Origin of the sequence: Pseudomonas brassicae, from assembly GCF_010671725.1 — a bacterium.
GTDB lineage: Bacteria > Pseudomonadota > Gammaproteobacteria > Pseudomonadales > Pseudomonadaceae > Aquipseudomonas > Aquipseudomonas brassicae.
This window is the reverse complement of record NZ_JAAHBU010000321.1, coordinates 1-4,877: the sequence shown is the minus strand read 5'-3', so window position 1 is coordinate 4,877 and position 4,877 is coordinate 1. Positions and strand designations below refer to the sequence as shown.

At 63.8% G+C, this 4,877-nt stretch carries 5 protein-coding genes and 1 pseudogene; 1 reads left to right on the top strand and 5 read right to left on the bottom strand.

All coding sequences use genetic code 11. The annotated features are described in order from the left end of the window. From G3436_RS20195 to G3436_RS20185, 4 genes are all read right to left on the bottom strand, one after another. Positions 1 to 1,160: methyl-accepting chemotaxis protein (locus G3436_RS20195; RefSeq protein WP_163948623.1), on the bottom strand; the 1,160-nt coding region annotated here is incomplete at its 3' end. Between the two features lie 196 nt (positions 1,161 to 1,356). Further along, positions 1,357 to 2,853 (bottom strand): methyl-accepting chemotaxis protein, encoded by a 1,497-nt coding sequence (locus G3436_RS20190; protein ID WP_420801233.1) that lies wholly within the window; start codon positions 2,851 to 2,853, stop codon positions 1,357 to 1,359. A 145-nt stretch (positions 2,854 to 2,998) separates the two neighbouring features. Then, positions 2,999 to 3,295, bottom strand: coding sequence for a hypothetical protein (locus tag G3436_RS29035; RefSeq protein WP_420801232.1), 297 nt, complete (start codon positions 3,293 to 3,295; stop codon positions 2,999 to 3,001). Positions 3,296 to 3,470: 175 nt separating this feature from the next. Next, the gene (locus G3436_RS20185) at positions 3,471 to 3,980 is read right to left on the bottom strand and encodes a GNAT family N-acetyltransferase (protein ID WP_338001297.1); all 510 of its coding nucleotides are present in this window, start codon (positions 3,978 to 3,980) and stop codon (positions 3,471 to 3,473) included. Between the two features lie 112 nt (positions 3,981 to 4,092). Between G3436_RS20185 and G3436_RS20180 the strand changes: the two genes are divergently transcribed. Continuing rightward, a complete protein-coding gene (locus G3436_RS20180; protein ID WP_163948618.1) occupies positions 4,093 to 4,638 on the top strand; it encodes a cysteine hydrolase family protein in 546 nt (181 codons plus the stop codon). On the opposite strand, the pseudogene G3436_RS20175 reads toward G3436_RS20180, so the two are convergent. After that, positions 4,617 to 4,877: pseudogene (locus tag G3436_RS20175) on the bottom strand (riboflavin-specific deaminase); the annotation flags it as partial. The gene G3436_RS20180 and the pseudogene G3436_RS20175 overlap by 22 nt on opposite strands.

Here is a 4,877-nt window from a genome sequence, read left to right as displayed (position 1 = left end):
TTGGTCTGCTCGGCAATCGCGCGGATCACCTCCAGCACCTGGCCGATGTTGCGCACATCCCCCGCCAGGTGCTCGACCTGGCCGCTGGTAGTGGCCACGTCGTCTGTCAGTTGGCTGATGGAGTCGACCGTACGCTGGACCTGTTGGCGACCATGGTGGGCGATCTCGTCGGTCTGGCGCGAGGCTTCAGAGGTGCTCACGGCATTGCGGGCCACCTCCTCCACCGCAGCGGTCATCTGGTTGACCGCCGTCGCAGCCTGCTCGACCTCGTCGCTCTGCTGCTGCAGCGCGCGGGTGGAGTCCTCGGTCACCGCCTGCAGCTCTTCGGCCGCCGAGGCCAGCTGGCTGGACGAACCGGCGATCTTCTGTAAGGTGCTGCGCAGGCTGGCCTGCATGTTCTGCAGGGCCAGCAGCAAGCGCGCGGGCTCATCCTTGCCGCTGACCACAATGCTTTCGCACAGGTCGCCAGCGGCGATGGTTTGAGCAATCGCCAGCGCCTGCCGCAACGGCTGCACAATGCTGCGGGTGAGCAACCATGCCAACGTGCCAGTCAGCGCCAGCACCACCACGAGGATGCCCAGCACCAGCCCGATCGCCCCGTGGAACACCGCGTTGTTCTGGTCGGCAGCCTGCTCGCCTGCCGCGTTGTTCATGCGGATGATGCTCAACAGCTCCTTGAGCATGCTGTCGGCATTGGCCAGGTAGGGGCCGGCGTCGACCACCGTGATGGCCTCTTCCTTGTGACCCTGCTGCACCAATTGGATGACGCGATGCTGGTCATCGAGGTAGGCCGTCTTGGCCCGCAGGTAGCGCTCGAAAGCGGCTTTTTCGTCGGGCAAGGTGATCAGGCCGGCATACACGCCTTCCTGCAGAAACAGCTGCTCATCGAGCTGCTGCACGCGTGCCACCAGGGCCTGCGCGTCAGCGTTGTCGCGCAGCACCAGCAGGCGCAAGGTCAGGGTACGGATCTGCGTACTGGTCAGCGCCACGCTGTTGACCGCGACAATCGACGGCAACCAGTTCTGGTCGACCTGGTTGGACTGTTCGTTCATTCGACGCATTTCCAGCAGCGACAAGCCGCCCAGGGCCACGGCCAGCAAGGCGATCAGCGCGAAACTGAGGCTGGCCCGAAGGGAAATGTTCATGGAGCGCAGAAGCATGGGGGTGTTCCTTGTGGCTGCAAAAGTACAACCCGCGCCGTATCGATGCAGGCGCGGTCAGTGTGCAGACAAGGCAGGTCGTGCAGGAGGGCAGTGTTCTTTATGAGTGCTTGCTCCACCCCGGCGAGGTGACCTCGACGGGGCGGAGCAATGATATCACAATGGCATCATTGGCGTCGCGCCCTTGCGCGAACCTTCAGGACTTGAAACGGCCGACCAGCCCGTTCAGCTCATCCGACAGCTGCGCCAGGCGCCCAGAGTCGCTTTGTGCCGAGCTCGCCAGGCTCTCGACCAACTGGGCCTCGTCGTAGATTTGCTGGATGTGGCGGTTGATCTCCTCGGCGACGCTGTGCTGCTCTTCGGCGGCGGCAGAAATCTGCAGGTTCTGGTCGCGGATTTCGTTGACCGACAACTGAATGCCTTCGAAGCTGTCCCGCGCGCTTTCGATCGACGACACGCTGGCACGTGACAGGTCCAGGCAGCTTTCCATCTTGTGCGAGACTTCCTGGGTCTTGCTGCCCAGGGCATTGAGCAGTTGATCGATTTCGCCCGTGGAGTCGGAGGTGCGTTTTGCCAGTGCCCTGACCTCATCGGCCACCACCGCAAAACCGCGCCCCTGATCACCCGCGCGGGCGGCCTCGATGGCCGCGTTCAGTGCCAGCAGGTTGGTCTGTTCGGCAATCGCGCGGATGGTGCCAAGGATCTGGTTGATGCTGCGGCTGCCCTCCTCCAGCTCGACCATCGCCTGTGACGACTCGGTCAGGCGGCTGCCCAGGCGGTTGACGTTCTCGGTGGTCAGTTCGATCTGCTGCTTGCCCTCGGCCACGCGGCGGTGACCACTTTCGGCGGAGTTGGCGGCATTGCTGCACGAACGGGCCACTTCGTTGGCGGTCGCGACCATTTCGTTGAACGCGGTCGACACCAGCTCCACCGCCTCGCGCTGGCGCCCGGCGGCCTCGTTCATGTTGTTGGCGACCTCGCTGTTGACCCGCGAGGCATCCTGCAGGTTGGTCGATGCCGCACCAATGCGCTGGATCAACTGGCGGATCGCCGCCAGGAACTTGTTGAACCAACCGGCCAGCTCGGCGGTTTCATCCTTGCCCTGCACATCCAGGTCGCGGCGCAGGTCACCCTCACCCTGGGCAATCGACTGCAGCCCGGTGCTGACCTGGCCGATGGGCTTGACGATGAGGCGCGCGAAAGCCGCACCGATCAGGGCAAAGAACAGCGCCAGCACCACCACGATGACCGCGGCCAGGTACGTCATGCGGGTAGCCGCGCCCATCACCTCGTCATATTGGATCAGGCCGACGAAGCGCCAGCCAAGGCCCGGCGAGGTCCAGATGTTGGCCATGTAGCGCACCCCGTCGATGTCCACTTCGGTGGAGCCTTGCGCGGTGGCGGCGAGTTTGGCATAGGGTTCGCCCAGCTCCTTGAGCGGCTTGAAGCTGTGCCCGGCATCCCGTGGGTCGACCAGGACCGTACCGTCTTCGATCAACATCACGTAGCCGCTTTCGCCCAGCTTGATGCTCTTGACCAGCTCGGTGAGGTTCTTCAGCGACACGCTGACGACGAACACGCCCTTGGCCTTGCCGGCGTCATCGAGCATTGCCCGGGCCGTGCCGACCAATGCCACATCATCCTTGTCGTAGTAGTACGCGGCGGTACGCACGGTTTTGCCCGGGCTGGCCATGCGGCCTTGTACCACGGGCGCGCACGCGGGTCGTAATTGGCCAACTGCGGATCATCCGGCCATTTGGCGTAGGTGCCGTCTTCCAGGCCGATCGACAGGATCGCCGCCGACGGGTGCGTGGCGCCGAAGCGCGCAAAGGCCTCGATCACCCCTTGCGCGGCGGGCGGCAGCGGCTGGCAGCCGCACCGGCGGCCTTGTAGTCCTTGAGGCTGCTGACCGTGGTGTATACAGGATCGGCCGCCATTTGATCGACGTTCTGCTGAATGCCGTCGAAGAACTGCCGCATGTTGCCATCGATCTGGCGTATTTCACGGGTGCTGCCGTCGATGAACTGTTCAACCGCCTGGGTGCGGAAGTTCAACACGGAAATCACCGCGACCAGGCTGACCGGGATGAAGGCCACCAGCACGAAGGCAAGTACAAGCTTGTTTTTTATTTTCATTGCGACGTTCTTCATCCGCGGGAATGAGGGGGTCAGCCATCTGCAGGACTGCGCATTCTGGCTATCTGCTATCACCTCTGTGTCGGCCGAGGAAGGCAAAACCTTAAACACTTTTCGTGTACAAAAGGAAACCTGGATTGTCCTGAACCGTGAGCAGGGCCCACTGCATCCGCCGTCAAGCGCGCGCTGTGCCAGGCGAGAGGGGCGCGCGCAACATGCGCATCTGTACCAGCGCGACCCGACGCAAGTCCGGGCCTTGGCGCTCGACGATGGCGAACGGCACAAAGCCCAGTTGCGGGTACAGCAGCAAGCCTGCGGTATTGTCGTTGAAGCAGGACACCTGCACTTCCAGCGCCTGGTGCCTGGCGAACGCCAGCGCCGTCAGTGTCTGCACCAGATAACGCGCCACCCCCTGCCCGCGCGCAGACGGCGCCACCACCACATTGCCCAGCGCGCAGACCCCCTGGAACTCACAGCGATAGAAATTGGCAAACCCCACCACACTGCCGTCGCGCTCCACCACAGTGGAATCGCTGCGCTGCTCGATCGCGCTCTGGAGTTGCGCGGTGGTCAACGGGAATTGCGCCTTGGGGAACATATAGAACAGCTCCTGGGCGGTGGTTGCAAACGCGCAGATCAGTGCGATATCGCCACTGCGTACGGGACGATGGGTCAGCTTGCTCACGGGGGCTCCGGGTAATGACGGGCAGGTTGCGCAGCATAACCGCATTGCCTGCAGGCTTGCACAGCCGCTACGCTGTGGCGCTTGGCCCGGGCACTCGAATGGAGGTTACTGCATGTCCACCGCTCTGCTGATCATTGATGTACAACAGGCGCTGTGCACCGGCGTTGCGCCCGTTCTCGAGGCAGCGCCCGTCATCCAACGTATCAACCAGGCCAGTGCCTGGGCGCGCAGCCAGGGCATGCCGGTGATCTTCGTGCAACATGAGGAAGCCGCCGAGCCATGGTGTTTCGACTGCCCTGGGTGGCAGTTGGCTAAAGGCCTGCACGCCATGGCGCACGAGCCGCGCGTGCGCAAGCAGACACCGGACGCGTTCAACCAGACCGAGCTTGAAGGGTTGCTCAAGGCACGCGGCATTACCCGCTTGCTGGTGTGTGGCATGCAGAGCGACTTCTGTGTCGACACCAGCGTGCGTCGCGCGCTGTCGCTGGGCTATGACGTGGTATTGCTGGGCGATGCGCATACCAGCGTCGACAACGGCGTGTTGACGGCAGCGCAGATCATTGCGCACCACAACGCCACCTTTGCCAGCATGACCAGCTTCGGGCCGCGAATCCGCGTGATGCCGGTGGCCGCCCTCTACGCCTCGGCCATCAGGTAGGTGCGCAGGTCCCGCGAGACGTCATCGGCGAGCAACCCGACGATCACCTCGACCCCCGCCTGACGCAACATGCGCACCCCCGCACCGGCATTGCGCGGGTCCGGGTCGAGCATGCCAACAAAGACACGCACCACCCCCGCATCGATCAGTGCCTGGGCGCACGACGGCGTGCGGCCATGGAACGCGCACGGCTCCAGGGTCACATACGCCGTCACGCCCCGGGTGCTCGCGCTTACCCC

Bases quoted from the DNA above. Each gene is read 5' to 3' on its own strand.
- G3436_RS20190 (WP_420801233.1), bottom strand. From the start codon at position 2,853: ATGGCCAGCCCGGGCAAAACCGTGCGTACCGCCGCGTACTACTACGAC.
- G3436_RS29035 (WP_420801232.1), bottom strand. From the start codon at position 3,295: ATGAAAATAAAAAACAAGCTTGTACTTGCCTTCGTGCTGGTGGCCTTC.
- G3436_RS20180 (WP_163948618.1), top strand. From the start codon at position 4,093: ATGTCCACCGCTCTGCTGATCATTGATGTACAACAGGCGCTGTGCACC.